The organism is Luteimonas wenzhouensis, assembly GCF_007859305.1.
GTDB lineage: Bacteria > Pseudomonadota > Gammaproteobacteria > Xanthomonadales > Xanthomonadaceae > Luteimonas > Luteimonas wenzhouensis.
Genome location: NZ_VOHE01000003.1, coordinates 89273 through 104634, shown reverse-complemented (window position 1 = coordinate 104634; position 15362 = coordinate 89273). Strand labels below are relative to the sequence as shown.

Genomic DNA, 15362 nt, shown 5'->3' with positions numbered 1-15362 from the left:
CACGCTGCGTGGGGGAAACCGGCCGCTCCGGCGGCCGGCCGCGTCGGCGCTACAGCAGCGCCCGGCGCATGTCCGCCAGCAACTGCGCCAGATAGGCGGTGAAGCGCGCGGCGGCGGCGCCATCGATCACGCGGTGGTCGTAGCTCAGCGACAGTGGCAGCATCAGCCGCGGCTGGAACTGCTTGCCGTCCCACACCGGCTTCATCGAGGACTTCGACACGCCCAGGATCGCGACCTCGGGCGCGTTGACGATCGGCGTGAACGCGGTGCCACCGATCCCGCCCAGCGAGCTGATCGAGAAGCAGCCGCCGGACATGTCGGCGGGGCCGAGCTTGCCGTCGCGCGCCTTCTTCGCCAGTTCCGCGGTTTCCCGCGCGATCTGGAGCACGCCCTTGCGGTCCACGTCGCGCACCACCGGCACCACCAGCCCGTTGGGCGTGTCCGCGGCGAAGCCGATGTGGAAGTACTTCTTCAGCACCAGGGTCTCGCCCGAGGGATCGAGCGACGCGTTGAAATCGGGGAACTTCGCCAGGGCGTTGGCGCTGGCCTTGATCAGGAACGCGAGCATGGTCAGCTTGACCCCGGCCTTCTCGTGCTCCTTGTTGAGCGCCACGCGCAGGGCCTCGAGCTCGGTGATGTCGGCCTCGTCGTGCTGGGTGACGTGCGGGATCATCGCCCAGTTGCGGGCAAGGTTGGCACCGGAGATCTTCTTGATCCGCGACAACGGCTTCTCCTCGACCTCGCCAAACTTCGAGAAGTCCACCTGCGGCCACGGCAGCAGGTTCAGCCCGCCGCCGGCGGACGCGGCGGCGCCCGGCGCGGCCGCGCCGCCGGTGAGCACACCCTTGACGTACTTCTGCACGTCTTCCTTCGTGATCCGACCGCCCCTGGCGGTGCCGGTGACCTGGCCCAGGTCCACGCCCAGCTCGCGCGCGAACAGGCGCACCGCGGGACTGGCGTAGGGCACCTTGCCCGGGATCAGCGCATCGGCGTCGAATCGCACCGGAGGCTGAACCGGCGAGGCCGGCTTGCCGGCCTGGGCGTCGATCGAAGCCTGGGCGAGGCGATCGGCCCGGTCCCCGGTGGCCACCGGCTCGACCACCGGATCGGGCTCCTTGGGCCGCTGCGGGACCGGCGCCTCCTTCGCCGGCGCGGGCGCCGGCGTGTCCGCAGCGCCATCGCCGGCGGTCTCGATCACCGCCACCACCGCGCCTTCGGACAGCGTGTCGCCGACCTTGACCCTGAGTTCCTTCACCACCCCGGCATGGGCCGAAGGCACCTCCATCGTCGCCTTGTCCGACTCGAGCGTGACCAGGCCCTGGTCCTGCGCGACGGTGTCGCCGACCGCGACCAGCACCTCGATCACCGGGACATCTTCGTATCCGCCGATATCGGGGACGCGTGACTCTTTGAGCTCGGCCATACGGCCCTCTCCAGCGGCAAGGGGATTCCTATTGTGTCCGGATGGCCGACGCTTCGCCAACTCGCGCAGGCGCCGGCAGCGGCGACCACCCCCGGGAGGGCCGCGGCGCACGCGCACGGCCGCCGCGTCGCGCCAAGGGCATCACCATGGTTGCGTTTGCAAGCTTGGCCACGATCGCCCTGCAGCCGCGGGCGAACAGGCGCGGGCAAGGCGACCCGGTGCCCGTCACGTCCCCGCCGGCGGACTGTGGATGTGGAAGCCACGTGAAGCCGGGCGAACGTCTTCGACCCGTTCGCGCAAGCCCCGGAAGTTCCCCGACGGGGTGTTCCGCTCAGCTCGACGTCATGGTGATGAACCCCGGCCTAGCCGCGATCACCGCAGCGCGCGCCATGCACGGACCGGTTCATCCTCGCCTGCCTAGCTTGTCCGGGCCGTGCCCACCTCAGGGGCAACGGCGACACCACAACAGACAATGAGGAGTCCCCCATGCATCGCCTGCGTATCCTCGGCCTTTCGGCCTCCATCGCCACGCTGCTGGCCGCCCCCGCCTTCGCCCAGGACGGCGACACCGCCTCGGGCAAGCGCTTCTCGGTGGTCGGCAGCGCCACCGTGCTGCAGCCCGATTCCGATCCCCTGTCCGGCGCGCGCGTGGACGCCGACGGCGACGTGGCCCCCACCCTCAGCGCCACCTGGCACGCCAACGACAACATCGGCGTGGAACTCTGGGGCGCGGCCGACCGCTTCACCCACCGCGTGCGCGGCGACGCCGGCAAGTTCGGCACGGTGGAATCGCAACCGATCGCGCTCAGTGCGCAGTACCACTTCGGCGACGCGGACCAGACCTTCCGCCCGTTCGTCGGCCTGGGCTACCACCACACCAACATCAGCCACGAGGACATCGCCACCGCGGACGGGTCCCACATCGGCCTGACCTCGCCCAAGGGTGCGATCGGCACCGTGGGCGTGGACATGAACATCACCCCGACCTGGTTCGCGCGCGCCGACGCGCGCTACCTCGACGGCGATGCCGACGCGCGCAGGGCCGGCGAAACCGTGGCCCGCGACGTGCGCTTCAACCCGTGGACGGTGGGCATCGGCATCGGCGCCCGCTTCTGACCTTCCGCCATCGATGCGCATGACGGCAGCGGACCCTCCACGGGTCCGCTGTCTTCTTTCAGGGCCAGCGTGTCCCGAAGGCGCGCGTGCGCAGCATCCCGAGCTTCCGCAACCGGCGTCGCACGCCCAGCACGAAGGCCAGCGGATAGCCCAGCAGCAGGCCGCCGAATCCCCACAGGCTCGCCGGCGTGGCCAGCCATGGCCACGGCACCGCCGCAGGCCCCCCTTCGGCCGCCCGGTGCCAGGCCTGCCACGCGGCCAGCGCCACCCGCGCCGCCACCAGCAGCACCAGCACCGACGCCAGCCAGGCATTGCCGGTGTAGTAGAGCGCGCCGGCGCCGGCCTCGAACCGCGCCAGCCGCAGCCCGGCCACGCCCAGGGCCAGTCCGGCGAGCAGGCCCGCGGCCGCGTTCCAGGCCGCGTGGTCGATCCACAGGCCCGCCACCAGCGCGCCGGCCACGAACAGCAACGCCGAGGCCGCCAGCGCCACCGCATTGAGCGTGACCGCGAGCGGATGCGCGCGCCGGCGCGCCCGACCGTTGCGCAGCCGCAGCCACAGCCCCAGCGGCCAGGCCAGCAGCAGCAGGGCCAGCAGCAGCAACAGGACGAACGGCGCCAGCAGCAGCGGCATGCCGGACCCTAGGGTGGCGGCGTCTGCGCGCTGCCGTCCTCGCGCGCGGCGGCCACCAGGCGCTCGCGCCGGATCAGGTACAGCCCGCTGGCGACGATGATCCCCGCCCCCAGCCAGGTCATGGCGTCGGGCAGCGCGCGCCACAGCGCCAGGTCCAGCAGCACCACCCATACCAGCGCCGCGTATTCGAGCGGCGCGATCTGGCTGGCCTGGCCGAGGCGGAAGGCATGGGTGAGCGCCACCTGGCCAAGCGCCCCCGTGGCACCGATCGCGGCCACTACCGGCCAGTGCGCGCGCTGCAGCGGATGCCAGTCGAACGCCGCCACTGCGCCGGCCATCAGCCCCAGCAGCAGCAGGAACCAGAACACCATCGCCTCGGGACTGTCGCGCAGTGCCAGCTTGCGCACCGTGATCGCCGCCATCGCGTAGGCCAGCGCCGCGCCCACCACCGCCAGCCCCGCGAGGGTGGCCACGCCGGCGCCGGTCGGGCGCAGCACCACCAGCACGCCCAGCAGCCCGACCGCGATCGCCGCCCAACGCCGCGGCCCGACCGTTTCGCCGAGCAGCGGCACCGCCAGCGCGGTCACCATCAGCGGCGCCACGAACACGATCGCGTACGCGGTCGAGAGCGGCATCCGCGCCAGGCCGTAGACGAAGCCGACCATCATCGCCACGCCCAGCACCCCGCGCAGCAGGTGCAGGCCCCAGTGCACGCGCAGCAGGGTGCCGGCGCGGCCACGCACGACGATCCAGGCCAGCACCAGCGGCAGCGCCGCCGCGCTGCGCAGGAACGCGACCTGGAACGGCGGGTAGTCGGTGGCGATCCACTTCATGCCCGCGTCCATCATCGCGAACAGCAGGCCCGCCGCCAGCATCCAGGCCGCGGCCGCGCCCGGCCGGTATTCCGTCGGCGGGTTCATGCGCGACCCGGGCCGGTGGGGCAGGCGCCGCGACCCGGGCCCCCGGCCTGCATGTCCCCCGGACCGGGCAGGCGGCGCGCGGCCGGGGACGGCGCCAGCGGCGCGCGCGCCTGGCGGGCGGCAAGGGCGGGGATGGTGGCCACGGGGATCCTCGGCACGGGAGCGACATGATGCCCCATCCGGGGTCCGGGACCGGTTCGCCGGCGCGGCGGCTGGCCTCAGCCGCTCTCGAGCACGCGGCCGATCCCGCTGCGCCCGATCTCCTCCACCGCGGCGGCCAGGCCGGCCGGGTCGGTGCCGCGCACGAAGCCGATCCGGAAGTGCACCTCGCCGCCCGGGGTGCGCGAGGAGTGGATCGACTCCAGGCTCACGCCATGGCGCTCGAACACGTGCAGCAGGGTGCACAGCGACCCGGGCCGGTCGTCGGGCAGGTGCACGCTGGTGTAGCGCGAACCGACCAGGTCGGCAAGCAGGTAGCCCACCCGCTCATAGGCGTAGTTGCCCTCGGCCAGGGCGCGCGCGCCGAAGCCCTCGCGACTGCGCAGGAAGCGTTCGCGGAAGCGGGCGCGGGCTTCGTCGTCCCCGCGCCGGACCAGGTCGCGCAACTCCGCCAGCCGCTCCAGCAGCCGGTCGAGCACCTCGGCCGCATGCGTGTTGCCGAACTGGATCTCCTCGTAGATCGCCGGGTTGAGCGAGAGGATGCGCGCGGCGATGGCGACGTCGAGCTCGAACGAAGCCGAGCGGAACGGCATGATCGCCTCCAGCCCGCCCAGGCGCGCGGCGTACTCCTCCAGCACCCCGGCTTGGGCCAGGTGCGAAGCGTGGACCATCGCCTGCACCAGGGCCATCATCTCGTCGTGGCGCTGCGCGCTCGCGTACACGCACTCGCCTTCCAGCGCGTCGAGCAGCGAACGCAGCCACGGCCGCCAGCGGTCGAGCCGCGCCTCGCACACCACCAGCACCCGGCCCTTCATGGTCGGCGCCTTGGGCGGCGCGGTCATCGGATGCAGGCCCACCACCTCGGCGCGCGAGCGCAGCATGGCCTCGACCGCGCCCTGCTTGATCGAGGTGATGTCCAGCCACAGCTTCCCCGCCTCGCGACCGGCCGACATCCGCACGTAGTCGTCGATCAGCGCCGCGGTCACCCGGATCGGGGTCGCGAACAGCAGCACGTCGGCCTGGTCGAGCAGCGCTTGGGGCGGATCGGCGTCGGGGTCGCCGGGATCGTGGCCGAGCACGCGCAGGCCCAGGTGGGTGGAGAAGAAGCGGCGCAGCCAGCGTCCGTAAGTGCCGGCGCTGCCGACAATGCCGATGGTGGGGGATGGTTTCACGCGTCGGGGGGACCACGCGCCCGGAGCGGCGCCGCGACACGTTAAGGTCTCGCAACGCCGCGCGCATCCGTTGCGTGGGTAACCATGGAGTACCCTGTGCGGGCGCGGCGCGAGGTCGATCGACCGCGCACCCATCCACGCGACCGGAACCTGCCATGCCGTCCTTCGATATCGTTTCCGAAGTCGACACCCACGAGCTGATCAACGCCGTCGACCAGGCCAACCGCGAGCTGTCCAACCGCTTCGACTTCAAGGGCGTGGACGCGAAGTTCGTGCGCGAGGACGCGGTGATCACCCAGTCCGCGCCCAGCGAGTTCCAGCTGCAGCAGATGACCGACATCCTGCGCGCGCGCCTGATCGCGCGGAAGATCGACGCCCGCTGCCTGGAGTTCGGCGACATCGAGACCAACGTGTCCGGCGCGCGGCAGAAGGTCACGGTGCGCCAGGGCATCGACCGCGAGCTGGCGAAGAAGATCCAGGGCAAGCTCAAGGAATCCAGGCTCAAGGTCGACAGCCAGATCAACGGCGACAAGCTGCGCGTGACCGGCAAGAAGCGCGACGACCTGCAGGCTGCGATCGCGCTGCTGCGCGGTGAGGACTTCGGCCTGCCGCTGCAGTTCGACAACTTCCGTGACTGACGACGCCTTCGACCCCGACGCGGTGGAACGCGGGGTCCGGCGCTGGCTCGAGCGCGCCGTGATCGGGCTCAACCTGTGCCCGTTCGCCAGGGCGGTGTACGCCAAGGGCCAGGTGCGCATCGTGGTGAGCGACGCCAGCACCCCGCGGGCCCTGCTCGCGCAGCTGGGCGAGGAGATGGCGCTGCTGCGCGACACGCCCGCCGAAGGGATCGACACCACCCTGCTGGTGCACCCGCTGGTGCTCGCGGAGTTCCTCGATTTCAACGACTTCCTCGACGAGGCCGACGCGCTGCTCGAGGCGATGGAGCTCGACGGCGTGCTCCAGGTGGCCAGCTTCCACCCCGATTACCAGTTCGCCGACAGCGGCCCGGACGACGTGGAGAACCTGACCAACCGCGCGCCGTGGCCGATCCTGCACCTGCTGCGCGAGGACAGCGTGGCGCGCGCGGTGGAGGCGTTCCCGGACCCGGACGCGATCGTCCAGCGCAACATCGAGCGGGTGCGCGCGCTCGGCTTCGACGGCTGGCAGCGGCTGCTCGCCGACGACGACCCCGGACCGCCGCCCACACCTTAGGAGCGGCTTCAGCCGCGACCCGCCTGCCCTGGCGCAGGAACCGCTTCAGTCCCGGGCGCACGCGCCGTCGCCGCGGCGCTCCGCCACCACCGCCTCCAGCAACCCCCGCACCTCGTCCAGCGAGGCGACGATCCGGTGCCCCAACGCGCGCACCTCCTCGTCCGGCGCCAGCAGGTCGGGCACCTGCACCGGCAGCATCCCCGCGGCCAGCGCCGCGCGCACCCCGGTGGGCGAATCCTCCAGCACCAGGCAACGCGCCGGCGCGACCCCGAGCCGCCGCGCGGCGAGCAGGTATACGTCCGGCGCCGGCTTCGGCCGGGCCACGTCGCTGCTGGTGCACACGGCATGGAAACGCTCGAGCAGGCCCGCCCGGCGCAGCTTGCGCAGCGCCAGCGGGCGCCGGGTGGAAGTCGCTACCGCGCGCGGGAGCGCATGCCGCTCAAGCCAGTCGAGCAACGGCACGATGCCCGGCCGGTGCGGCACCCCGGCGTCGACCACAGTCTCGTAGAGCGCGTCCGCCCGGGCCAGCAGCGCATCGGCCGGCCCGGCGCCGAGCAGGCCGGCCAGGCGCTCGCGGCAGGCGTCCTCGGCCGAGCCGATCAGCTCCAGCCACAGCGACGGCGGCAGCGCGTGCCCCGTTTCCTCCGCGGCCCTGACCATGCAGTCCGTGATCGCGCGCTCGCTGTCGAGCATCAGCCCGTCCATGTCGAACACCACCGCCGCCGGCGCGAACGGCAGCGGCGCGACCGCGCTCATGCAGCCTGCGCGCCGAACAGGCGCGCGAGGTCGTCGGCATCGAGCAGCCGCCACCGGCCAAGCTCGAGGCCGCCCAGGTCGAGTCCGCCGACGCGACTGCGGTGCAACGCCTGCACGTGGTTGCCGACCGCGGCGAACATCCGCCGCACCTGGTGGTAGCGCCCTTCGGTGATGGTCAGCCGTGCCCGGGCCGGCGCGAGCACTTCGAGCACGGCCGGCCGCAGCGGCGTGTCCTCGGACTCGAGCACCAGGGTGCCGCTGGCGAACAGTGCCGCCTCGTCGCCGCGCAGCGGCGCGGCCAGTTCGGCCTCGTAGGTCTTGGGCAGGTTGGACCTGGGCGAGATGATCCGGTGCAGCAGCTGGCCGTCGTCGGTCATCAGCAGCAGGCCGCTGGTGTCGCGGTCGAGGCGGCCGACGGTGGACAGCACCGGCCTGCGCAGGCGGAAGCGCGGCGGCAGCAGGTCGTAGACCAGGCGGCCGGCATCCCGGGTGGAGCAGGTATGGCCGACCGGCTTGTGCAGCATCAGCACCATGCCCGGGGCCGGGTCCAGCGGCTCGCCGTCCAGGCGCACGCGGGCATGCGCGACCCGGTCGTCGGCGGACAGCACCTGGCCGTCGGCGTCGGTGACGCGGCCCTCGCGGAACATCGCCAGCACCTCGCGGCGGCTGCCGTAGCCGAGGTTGGCCAGCAGGCGGAGCAGCTTCATGGCCGGCCTCCCCGCGCCCGGCTGCGCGGCCCGGGAAGCGGCCCGCGCGCGGCACTGCGGGGGCACACGTCGGTGGCGCGGACGCCGATCATCCCTTCACCGCCCGCACGACCTTGTAACCGTCCGCGCGCGCCACCTCGTCGACCCGGGCGAACCCCGACGCCAGCGCCTGTTCGTACGGCAGCTGGCGGTTGGCCACCAGCCACAGCTGCCCCCCCGGACGCATCGCCGCGGCCGCCGCGGCGATGAAGGCGCGGCCGATGTCGGGACGCGGTTCGCCGCGCAGGGCGTGGAACGGCGGGTTGGTGACGATGAAGTCGTAGCGGCGCGGCAGGCCGGCGGTGACGTCGTGCCAGAGGAACTCGAGCGCGACCCGTGGCGCGTGCACGGCGAGGTTTTCGCGTGCGCAGTCGAGGGCGCGCGCTTCGGCCTCCACCACGTCCAGCGCCCCGACCCCTGGGCAGCGGGCCAGCACGCAGTCGGACAGGAACCCCCAGCCGGCGCCCAGGTCGGCGCCGTGCCCGGCCAGGTCGCCGGGCAGGTGCCGGGCCAGCAACGCCGAGGCCGGGTCGATCCGGTCCCAGGCGAACACCCCGGGCCGGCTGCGGAAACGGCCGTCGAGGATCGGCCGCGGCGCGTCGAGCCCCTGCCAGGCCTCGGCCAGGGCGGCATCCGCGCGCCCGGTCCCGGCCCAGAACACGCGGCTCTTGTATTTGCTCATCGACTGCGCGGGCCCCAGCAGGGCCTCGAAGTCGGCCTGCCCCGAGCGCGCGCCAGCGTCGTTGGCCATGGCCGCCACCACCCGGCCGCCAGGGGCGGTGCGCGCCAGCGCCCGCGCGAGCAGGGCCCGCGCCTCGTCGCGCTGGCGCGGCGGCAGCGCCAGCACCAGCGGGAACGCATCCCCGCCCCCGGCCCGCACCTGGAAGCCGGCCCGCTGCAGGGCGTCGTGCGCGGGCCGGAACGACTGTTCGCAGACCACGCGCTCGCGCGGGGCGTGCGCGTGCAGGGCCGCGCCCTCGCGCGCGCGCAGGAACAGGGCGCCCGCCTCCGGCCAGGCCAGGCGGCGGTCGGCGAAGGGCAGCATCAGGGCATCAAGGGCCGGGTCGGGCATCGGGACGGCGCGGGCGGGGGAGCCCCGGATTCTAGCCGCGGCGACCCCGCCGGCGCCGGCCTTGACCGGGCCGGAACCTCCGGGCCGGCAGGCTGTCCATCCCAACGCGATTCCCAGCTACAGGAGCACCCCATGCGCGCATTGTTCGTAGGCGGCGTGATCGACAACAACGAAGTGGACATGGACGGCACCGAGCCGCCCAGGCATTACCCGCCGGAAACGGGCAGCGGACAGTCGCGCTACCGCCTGCACGCCGTGGGCCGCCGCGACGGCGTGGTGCTGTGCGCGGTCTACGGCGCGCCCGGCCTGGAGCGCGCCCAGGTGCTGAGGGTCAGCGACGAACGCGGTCACGCGCGCCGTTTCGACACCGTGCTGGAGGAAGTGGACTGACGGCCCAGGCCCTCCCGGGGGCCGGACGACCACCGCCCCCCGCGCATCCCCGGTCGCCACGGGCCGCGGGGCCCGCCGCCGGATGCGACTTTGGTCGCGGCGGCGCCGGTGGACGCTTTGACCTACCATCGCGTACGGCATCGCCATCGCATTTCCGCGATACTTCACGGTTTCCCGCCGGACCGAGGACCGCCGCGCCGATGAAGGAAACTTTCAGCTACGAGCAACTGATCGCCTCCGGCGAAGGCAGGCTGTTCGCACCCGGCAGCGGCCGCCTGCCGCTGCCGCCGATGCTGATGTTCGACCGCATCACGCACATCGACGACCAGGGCGGCGCGCACGGGCTGGGCCGGATCGAGGCCGAACTCGACATCCGGCCCGACCTGTGGTTCTTCGAATGCCATTTCGCCGGGGATCCGGTAATGCCCGGCTGCCTGGGCCTGGACGCCATGTGGCAGCTGATCGGCTTCTTCCTCACCTGGCAGAAGCTGCCGGGCCGTGGCCGCGCGCTGGGCGCGGGCGAGGTGAAGTTCACCGGCGAAGTGGGCCCGACCGCGAAGCTGGTGCGGTACGAGGTGGACATCAAGCGCCTGATCAGGCGCAAGCTGATCATGGCGATCGCCGACGCGCGCATGCTCTGCGACGGCCAGGAGATCTACACCGCCCGCGACCTGCGCGTGGGCCTGTTCCAGCGGGAAGGCGAGGCATGAGCCTGTCGATGGGTTCGCGCCGGGTCGTGGTCACCGGTGCCGGCATCGTCTCGTGCATCGGCAACGACCTGGCCACGGTCTCCGCGGCGCTGCACGAAGGCCGCAGCGGCATCGCCTTCGACCAGGCGTTCGCCGACCGCGGCCTGCGCAGCCAGGTCTCGGGCGTGCCCCGGATCGACCTCGAGGCGCAGATCGACCGCAAGCTGCGCCGCTTCATGGGCGACGCGGCGGCCTACGCCTACGTCGCGCTACGCGACGCGATCGCGCAGTCGGGCCTGGGTGAAGACCAGGTCTCGAACCCGCGCACCGGCCTGATCATGGGTTCGGGCGGTGGCTCGCCGACCAACCAGATCGAATCGGCCGACACCCTGCGCGAACGCGGCATCCGCCGCGTCGGCCCGTACCAGGTCACGCGCACGATGAGCTCGACCGTGTCGGCCTGCCTAGCCACGGCGTTCGGCATCAAGGGCCTGAACTACTCGATCTCCTCGGCCTGCGCCACCTCCGCGCACTGCATCGGCGTCGCCGCGCAGCAGATCCAGGCCGGCCTGCAGGACGTGGTCTTCGCCGGCGGCGGCGAGGAAGTCAGCTGGGGCATGGCGATGCTGTTCGACGGGATGGGCGCGCTGTCGACGAAATACAACGCCGCGCCCGAGCGCGCCTCCCGCCCCTACGACGTGGACCGCGACGGCTTCGTCATCGCCGGCGGCGGCGGCGCGCTGGTGCTCGAGGAGCTCGGCCACGCGCGGGCGCGCGGCGCCACCATCCTCGGCGAACTGGTCGGCTTCGGCGCGAGCTCGGACGGCGAGGACATGGTCGCGCCCTCGGGCGACGGCGCCATCGCCTGCATGCGCTCGGCGATCGACGGCCTCGATGGCGGGATCGACTACGTCAACACCCACGGCACCTCGACCCCGGTCGGCGACGTGGCCGAACTGCGCGCGATGCGCGCCGTGTTCGGCGACGCGGTGCCGCCGTTCTCCTCGACCAAGTCGCTCACCGGCCACTCACTGGGCGCGACCAGCGTGCACGAGGCGATCTTCTGCCTGCTGATGCTGCAGGAGGGCTTCATCGCCGGCTCGATCAACGTCGACACCGTCGACCCGGAAGCCGCCGACCTGCCGCTGGTGCGCGAAAGCCGCGCCGCCAGCCTGCGCACCGTGCTGTCCAACAGCTTCGGCTTCGGCGGCACCAACGCCAGCCTGGTGCTGCGCCGCTGGGACGGCTGAGCGGGCAAGCACCCGCGCCACGTACGGCCGCCCCCGTAGGAGCGGCTTCAGCCGCGACCAGGAAACCCGCATCCCGGGCCCCTTGGCCCGGGACCGCCCGCCCCCGCGCCACGCACGGCCGCCCCTCGTAGGAGCGGCTTCAGCCGCGACCACCGTCCCTCGCCCCCCCACGCCCTGGCCGACACGCTGCTCGCCGTCCAGGCCGCGCACGGCAAGCTCAGGCGCCAGGGCGCAACGGGTCGCGGCTGAAGCCGCTCCTACGGGGAATCGGGCGGGGCGGCGACGTGGATGCGCAGGCCCTGTGCCTCCACCACCTGGCCCGCGCGGATCTTGCAGGTCTTGCGCAGTTCCACGGCGCCATCGACGCGCACGGCGCCGCTGGCCACGAGCGCCTTGCCGGCGCCTCCGCTGTCGACCACGCCGCACAGCTTCAGCAGCTGGTTGAGTTCGACGTGGTCGCCCTCGAGTTCGAACGTCGTTTCGGCCATGGCGCCCTCCTCAGCCCTGCAGTTCGCGCAGCGTCGCCGAAGGCGGCGCGTCCAGCACCCGGCGGGTGGCAAACAGCCCGGCGGCCAGGGTCACCGCCACGCCGATCGCGCAGCCCACGGCGGCCAGCATCCAGTCCTGGCGCCAGGGCAGGTCGAACACCCGGGTCGCGACCACGCCGGACAGCACCGAGGCGGCGACCGTCGCCACCAGCCCGGCGAGCAGGCCGATGGCCGCGAACTCCGACACCTGCGCCATCCGCAGCTGCCCGCGGCTGCCGCCCAGGGCGCGCATCACCCCGCCCTCGAGCAGGCGCTCGTCCTGGCTGGCGCTCACCGCCGCCAGCAGCACCAGCACGCCGGCCAGCAGCGAGAACCAGAACACCACCTGCACCACGGTCGACACCTGGTCGGCGGTCGCACGCACCTGGGCCAGCACCGCGTCGATGTCGATCACCGACAGGTTCGGGAACGCCTGCACCAGCTCGGCGGTGAAGCGCGCATCGCCGGCCGGCACCTGCACCGCGGTGATGTGGCTGGCGGGATAGCCGTCGAGCGCACCCGGCGAGGCGAGCACGAAGAAGTTGGGCTGGAAGCTCTCCCACTCCACGCTGCGCAGGCTGGTGATCGGTGCCTCGAAGCGGCGCCCGGCGATGTCGAACGCGATCCGGTCGCCCAGCTGCCAGCCCAGGCCCCTGGCGAAGTTCTCCTCCACCGACAGCTCGGGAGCGGACGGCCTGCCGTTCCAGAACGTGCCGGCCACGACCTTGTTGTCGTCGCGCAGCGCCTGCGCCATCGACAGGTTGAACTCGCGCTCGGCGCGGCGCCGGGCCTGGACGTCGTCGCCATAGTCCTCGCCGCGCACCGGCTCGCCGTTGCGTTCGACCAGGCGCGCGCGGACCATCGGGAACAGCACCGGCTCGGGGATGCCGCGCCCGGCGACGAAGTCGCGCACCGGGGCGATCTGGTCGGCCTGCACGTTGATGATGAAGCGGTTGGGCGCGTCCTGCCCCAGCGCCAGCTGCCAGCGGTCGAGCAGGTCGGTGCGCACGAAGGTGAGCAGCAGCAACGCCATCAGCCCCAGCCCCAGTGCGGACACCTGTGCGATGCTGGCGCCGGCGCGCCGGCTGACGTTGGCCAGGCCGTAGCGCAACGCCCCGCGCAGGCGGGCGCGCAGGCGGCGCACGACCAGGATCAGCAGCCAGGCGATGAGCGCCAGCGCCGCCAGGGTGAGCGCGATCCCGGCCAGCATCGCCACCGCCAGCGTGGCCGAGCCGGCCTGCCACCACAGCAGCGCGGCGAGACCGCCCATCCCGGCCAGCGCGACGGCCCAGGCCGAGGGCTCGCTGCCGTCGAGGTCGCGACGCAGCACCCGCAACGCCGGCACCCTGCGCAGCGCCAGTACCGGTGGCGCGCCGAACGCCAGCAGCACCACCAGGCCGACGCCGTAGCCGCGCAGCGCCGGCCAGATGCCCGCCGGCGGGATCTCCACCTTGAGCGCCTGCGCCAGCCAGCCGGCCACCGACCACTGCAGCGCGAACGCGATCGCCACGCCCACGGTGCACGCGGCCAGGCCCAGCAGCAGCAGTTCGCCGACGTGGATCCCGACCAGGGTGCGCTGCTGCGCGCCCAGGCAGCGCATCACCGCCGCGCCCGACAGGTGGCGCTCGCTGTGGCGGCGCGCGGCCATGGCCACCGCCACCGCCGCCAGCACCACCGACACCAGCGCGGCCAGGCCGAGGAAGCGCCCGCCGCGGTCGAGCGCCGAACGTACTTCCGGCCGCGCGTCGCCGATCGTCTCGATCCGCTGTCCGCGGCCGAGATTGTCGCGCGCCACCGCGGTGAAGCGTTCGACCGCGGCCGCGTCGCCCGCCACCACCAGCCGGTAGCGCAGCCGGCTGCCTTCCTGCACCAGGCCGGTGGACGGCAGGTCGGCGAGGTTGAGGAAGGCCTTGGGCGCGACGTTGAAGTAGTCGATCGCGGCATCGGGTTCCTGGACCACCAGCGCGGCGAGCTCGAACTCGCGGCTGCCGATGCCGACGCGGTCGCCGATGCGCGCACCGAGCGCGTCGGCACCGGCCCGGCTGAGCCAGAGCGTGCCGGGTGCCGGTATGGTGGCCGCATCGCGTTCCACCCCGTCGCGGCCCACGATCCGGAACGCGCCGCGCAGCGGGAACCCTGCGTCCAGCGCGCGCAGGTCGCCCAGGCGCAGCTGCGCGTCGGCGCCGTTGCCTACGCGGATCATGCTGTCGAGTTCCACCGTCCGCGTGCGGCGCAGCGCCGGGTCGTTGGCGGCCTCGTCGATCGGCCCGGTGACCGGCGCGTCGCTGCGCACCAGTGCGTCGCCGCCGAGCAGGCGGTTGGCCTCCATCGCCAGCGCGCGCGCGGCGCGGTCGGTGACGAAGCCGACCGAGGTCACCGCCACCACCGCCAGCACCAGCGCGGCGAACAGGATCCGGATGTCGCCGGCGGCGAGGTCGCGGCGCAGCTGCCGCCAGGCCAGGGTCAGCGTGCGCATCGGCTCAGCCGCGTCCGTCCGCGACCAGGCGTCCGCCGTCCAGCCGCAGGGTGCGGTGGCAGCGCGAGGCCAGGTGGTGGTCATGGGTCACCAGCACCAGGGTGGTGCCGGCGTCGGCGTTCATCGCGAACAGCAGTTCGATGATCGCCTGCCCGGTGCGGGTGTCGAGGTTGCCGGTGGGTTCGTCGGCGAACAGCAGCGACGGCCCGGTGACGAAGGCGCGCGCCAGCGCCACCCGTTGCTGCTCGCCGCCCGACAGCTGGCGCGGGTAGTGGTGCAGGCGCTCGCCCAGCCCGACCTTGGCCAGCATGGCCCGGGCCGGCGCCTCGACGTCGGCGTCGCCGCGCAGCTCCAGCGGCAGCATCACGTTCTCCAGCGCGGTGAGCGAGGGCAGCAGCTGGAAGTTCTGGAACACGAAGCCGACCTTGGCACCGCGCACCCGCGCACGGCCGTCCTCGCCAAGACCCGAGACCGGCTCGCCGTCGAGTTCCACCGAGCCGCTGCTGGGGACATCGAGCCCGGCGAGCAGCGACAGCAGGGTGCTCTTGCCCGAGCCCGAGGCCCCGACCACCGCCACCACCTCGCCCCGGGCGATGTCGAAGCCGACGCCGTCGAGGATGGTCAGCGGCCCGGAGGGCAGGTCCACGCGCTTGCCCAGGCCGCGCACGCGCAGGGCGGGCACGGCGGCGCGGGCGGCAGGGTCGGCGGCGGCGGGGAACGCTTGGGCGTCGGCCATGTTCATTCCGGATTGGTTATCGTGGATCGCAGGCGCAAGGCGCACCACGAACGAGGATCGATCGATGCAGCAGGCCAACCGACGCGG

Annotated in this window: 16 protein-coding genes; 6 read left to right on the top strand and 10 right to left on the bottom strand. The window is 73.2% G+C overall.

Annotation, left to right across the window (positions count from 1 at the left end; translation table 11 throughout):
• Nucleotides 1-49: 49 nt before the first annotated feature.
• Entirely contained in the window at nt 50-1423 is a 1374-nt protein-coding gene (gene aceF, locus FQY79_RS06820) for a dihydrolipoyllysine-residue acetyltransferase (protein WP_146312071.1), read from the bottom strand.
• Between the two features lie 486 nt (nt 1424-1909).
• Here aceF and FQY79_RS06815 point away from each other — a divergent pair, with 486 nt between their 5' ends.
• Nucleotides 1910-2539 (top strand): OmpW/AlkL family protein, encoded by a 630-nt coding sequence (locus FQY79_RS06815; RefSeq protein ID WP_146312069.1) that lies wholly within the window; start codon nt 1910-1912, stop codon nt 2537-2539.
• A 58-nt stretch (nt 2540-2597) separates the two neighbouring features.
• Here FQY79_RS06815 and FQY79_RS06810 read toward each other — a convergent pair whose 3' ends face one another.
• From FQY79_RS06810 to FQY79_RS06800, 3 genes are all read right to left on the bottom strand, one after another.
• Nucleotides 2598-3170, bottom strand: coding sequence for a CcdC protein domain-containing protein (locus FQY79_RS06810; protein WP_146312067.1), 573 nt, complete (start codon nt 3168-3170; stop codon nt 2598-2600).
• A gap of 8 nt (nt 3171-3178) precedes the next feature.
• A complete protein-coding gene (locus tag FQY79_RS06805; RefSeq protein WP_146312065.1) occupies nt 3179-4090 on the bottom strand; it encodes a DMT family transporter in 912 nt (303 codons plus the stop codon).
• Nucleotides 4091-4308: 218 nt separating this feature from the next.
• On the bottom strand, nt 4309-5421 hold the full coding sequence (locus FQY79_RS06800) for a prephenate dehydrogenase (protein WP_146312063.1): 1113 nt from the start codon (nt 5419-5421) through the stop codon (nt 4309-4311).
• 155 nt (nt 5422-5576) lie between these two features.
• On the opposite strand from FQY79_RS06800, the gene FQY79_RS06795 reads away from it, so the two are divergent.
• Both FQY79_RS06795 and FQY79_RS06790 read left to right on the top strand, forming a co-directional pair.
• Complete coding sequence (locus tag FQY79_RS06795) at nt 5577-6059, top strand: YajQ family cyclic di-GMP-binding protein (RefSeq protein WP_146312061.1); 483 nt, start codon at nt 5577-5579, stop codon at nt 6057-6059.
• Nucleotides 6052-6633 carry a DUF1415 domain-containing protein gene (locus FQY79_RS06790; protein WP_146312059.1) on the top strand — a complete coding sequence of 194 codons (582 nt, stop codon included), beginning with the start codon at nt 6052-6054 and terminating at the stop codon, nt 6631-6633. Before FQY79_RS06795 ends, FQY79_RS06790 begins: the two co-directional genes overlap by 8 nt.
• Nucleotides 6634-6678: 45 nt before the next feature.
• On the opposite strand, the gene FQY79_RS06785 is transcribed toward FQY79_RS06790, so the two are convergent.
• From FQY79_RS06785 to FQY79_RS06775, 3 genes are all read right to left on the bottom strand, one after another.
• Complete coding sequence (locus FQY79_RS06785) at nt 6679-7389, bottom strand: HAD family hydrolase (protein ID WP_146312057.1); 711 nt, start codon at nt 7387-7389, stop codon at nt 6679-6681.
• Entirely contained in the window at nt 7386-8096 is a 711-nt protein-coding gene (locus FQY79_RS06780; protein WP_146312055.1) for a pseudouridine synthase, read from the bottom strand. The genes FQY79_RS06785 and FQY79_RS06780 overlap by 4 nt, the downstream gene beginning before the upstream one ends.
• Before the next feature lie 88 nt (nt 8097-8184).
• A complete protein-coding gene (locus tag FQY79_RS06775; RefSeq protein WP_425463188.1) occupies nt 8185-9180 on the bottom strand; it encodes a class I SAM-dependent methyltransferase in 996 nt (331 codons plus the stop codon).
• A gap of 159 nt (nt 9181-9339) precedes the next feature.
• Between FQY79_RS06775 and FQY79_RS06770 the strand changes: the two genes are divergently transcribed.
• The 3 genes from FQY79_RS06770 to fabB all read left to right on the top strand — a co-directional run bounded on the left by FQY79_RS06770 (nt 9340) and on the right by fabB (nt 11536).
• Nucleotides 9340-9597, top strand: coding sequence for a hypothetical protein (locus tag FQY79_RS06770; protein WP_146312051.1), 258 nt, complete (start codon nt 9340-9342; stop codon nt 9595-9597).
• 200 nt (nt 9598-9797) lie between these two features.
• Nucleotides 9798-10307 (top strand): 3-hydroxyacyl-[acyl-carrier-protein] dehydratase FabA, encoded by a 510-nt coding sequence (gene fabA, locus FQY79_RS06765; protein WP_146312049.1) that lies wholly within the window; start codon nt 9798-9800, stop codon nt 10305-10307.
• A complete protein-coding gene (fabB, locus tag FQY79_RS06760) occupies nt 10304-11536 on the top strand; it encodes a beta-ketoacyl-ACP synthase I (protein WP_246123034.1) in 1233 nt (410 codons plus the stop codon). The genes fabA and fabB overlap by 4 nt, the downstream gene beginning before the upstream one ends.
• Nucleotides 11537-11793: 257 nt before the next feature.
• On the opposite strand, the gene FQY79_RS06755 is transcribed toward fabB, so the two are convergent.
• The 3 genes from FQY79_RS06755 to FQY79_RS06745 are packed head-to-tail and all read right to left on the bottom strand — an operon-like array spanning nt 11794 to nt 15275.
• Nucleotides 11794-12024, bottom strand: a complete 231-nt coding sequence (locus FQY79_RS06755) for an RNA-binding S4 domain-containing protein (protein ID WP_027071006.1) — start codon at nt 12022-12024, stop codon at nt 11794-11796.
• A gap of 10 nt (nt 12025-12034) precedes the next feature.
• Entirely contained in the window at nt 12035-14539 is a 2505-nt protein-coding gene (locus tag FQY79_RS06750; RefSeq protein ID WP_146312047.1) for an ABC transporter permease, read from the bottom strand.
• 4 nt (nt 14540-14543) lie between these two features.
• Nucleotides 14544-15275 carry an ABC transporter ATP-binding protein gene (locus tag FQY79_RS06745; protein WP_146312514.1) on the bottom strand — a complete coding sequence of 244 codons (732 nt, stop codon included), beginning with the start codon at nt 15273-15275 and terminating at the stop codon, nt 14544-14546.
• Nucleotides 15276-15362: the final 87 nt, after the last annotated feature.

Coding starts and splice junctions, on each gene's coding strand:
- FQY79_RS06745 (WP_146312514.1), bottom strand. CDS start 15,275: ATGGCCGACGCCCAAGCGTTCCCCGCCGCCGCCGACCCTGCCGCCCGC.
- FQY79_RS06785 (WP_146312057.1), bottom strand. CDS start 7,389: ATGAGCGCGGTCGCGCCGCTGCCGTTCGCGCCGGCGGCGGTGGTGTTC.
- fabA (WP_146312049.1), top strand. CDS start 9,798: ATGAAGGAAACTTTCAGCTACGAGCAACTGATCGCCTCCGGCGAAGGC.
- FQY79_RS06805 (WP_146312065.1), bottom strand. CDS start 4,090: ATGAACCCGCCGACGGAATACCGGCCGGGCGCGGCCGCGGCCTGGATG.
- FQY79_RS06815 (WP_146312069.1), top strand. CDS start 1,910: ATGCATCGCCTGCGTATCCTCGGCCTTTCGGCCTCCATCGCCACGCTG.
- aceF (WP_146312071.1), bottom strand. CDS start 1,423: ATGGCCGAGCTCAAAGAGTCACGCGTCCCCGATATCGGCGGATACGAA.
- FQY79_RS06795 (WP_146312061.1), top strand. CDS start 5,577: ATGCCGTCCTTCGATATCGTTTCCGAAGTCGACACCCACGAGCTGATC.
- FQY79_RS06775 (WP_425463188.1), bottom strand. CDS start 9,180: ATGCTGCCCTTCGCCGACCGCCGCCTGGCCTGGCCGGAGGCGGGCGCC.
- FQY79_RS06780 (WP_146312055.1), bottom strand. CDS start 8,096: ATGAAGCTGCTCCGCCTGCTGGCCAACCTCGGCTACGGCAGCCGCCGC.
- FQY79_RS06750 (WP_146312047.1), bottom strand. CDS start 14,539: ATGCGCACGCTGACCCTGGCCTGGCGGCAGCTGCGCCGCGACCTCGCC.
- FQY79_RS06755 (WP_027071006.1), bottom strand. CDS start 12,024: ATGGCCGAAACGACGTTCGAACTCGAGGGCGACCACGTCGAACTCAAC.
- FQY79_RS06770 (WP_146312051.1), top strand. CDS start 9,340: ATGCGCGCATTGTTCGTAGGCGGCGTGATCGACAACAACGAAGTGGAC.
- fabB (WP_246123034.1), top strand. CDS start 10,304: ATGAGCCTGTCGATGGGTTCGCGCCGGGTCGTGGTCACCGGTGCCGGC.
- FQY79_RS06810 (WP_146312067.1), bottom strand. CDS start 3,170: ATGCCGCTGCTGCTGGCGCCGTTCGTCCTGTTGCTGCTGCTGGCCCTG.